We start from the raw sequence: 1,063 nt of genomic DNA, 5'->3' as shown, positions 1-1,063 counted from the left end.
TGGTTTGTTTAGGCTTTCATCTATTGGCCACTTTTCCCAGGGTTTGGTGATTTCTTTATTTGCCCAGCGTTTAGGATTGGTGATAGCGCCGTCAAAGTTAAAGCGGTAAATATCATCATCAAGCTGTTCTTCTATTTGCTTCATCTGCTTGTAGCTCATTAAACGCCAGTACTTTTCAGGGCGGTTATTTTGCTTATCAAACTCATGTGTTACCGGGTCTAAATGACGAAATGGCTCGATTTCTGGTGAATCAACGAGCCGTTTACTTAAGTCCATAAAGCGCACTACGCGCTCCCATGTATACTTACAGTAGTTTGGGTTTTGTGGGTTGTCTTTAACCCGTATTTCACTAAATGCACCATGGTGGTTTTCATAATCTTTATGGGCAATATACATAGCATGGGTCACACCATGGCCCTGTGAATGGTTCGCTTTAGCGTAAAATGCCTCGATATCTGAGAACGGAAAAGTCGAATGGCCATGCTCATTTTTTTCGGCATTATCAACCGACCACGTAAAGTTCACTGTTTGGTTTTGACGGTCAAAATATACTTCACGTTTAGGTAGAATATAACGCGCTAATATAGGGCTGAAGTTTAAGAAAAAAAGATTAAAACCGATTGCAGGTAATACAAACCAAAATGGAAAGTCTTCTGGTGTTGATGTAAATTGTGAATAAAACCATACCCCAAAAAATATAACTGAGACAATTTAACCTGTTACTCCCAAAAGAATAGGTCCCAATACTAACCCTAACGTCCAATCTGCTGCATTATGAAAACCCAAGTAGCGGCCTTCATTATCCAAGCTTTGAGGCTGTACTTTTTTATTATCCTCTTTTTCTAATAAAAATCGGACAATCATTAACCCTTTAGGTGAACTATATTCATACTTTTTTGAGGAAATATAGTGTTTAAAGTTCTGATAGTTCTCTATTGCTCTTGCATTTAGTTTTGCAAATTTATATGAAATTGACATGAATATCCTTTTGCCCACTCAAGCAGCTATTTACTGCTTGAGCTAAATCCTATTTATTTCTTTGTTTAACTACAAATCAATCATT

General features: G+C 37.3%; 1 protein-coding gene and 1 pseudogene. Both read right to left on the bottom strand.

Features of this window, described 5'->3' with window-relative positions:
• Positions 1–525 (bottom strand): annotated as a pseudogene (locus H5232_RS23380) (hypothetical protein); the annotation flags it as partial.
• Between the two features lie 186 nt (positions 526–711).
• Positions 712–978 carry a hypothetical protein gene (locus H5232_RS23375; protein ID WP_182831675.1) on the bottom strand — a complete coding sequence of 89 codons (267 nt, stop codon included), beginning with the start codon at positions 976–978 and terminating at the stop codon, positions 712–714.
• Positions 979–1,063: the final 85 nt, after the last annotated feature.

This window comes from Pseudoalteromonas sp. SG41-5 (genome assembly GCF_014164495.1).
Taxonomy (GTDB): Bacteria; Pseudomonadota; Gammaproteobacteria; order Enterobacterales; family Alteromonadaceae; genus Pseudoalteromonas; species Pseudoalteromonas rhizosphaerae.
Note: the sequence above shows the minus strand (reverse complement) of the source record. Positions and strands in the feature narration are given on the sequence as shown.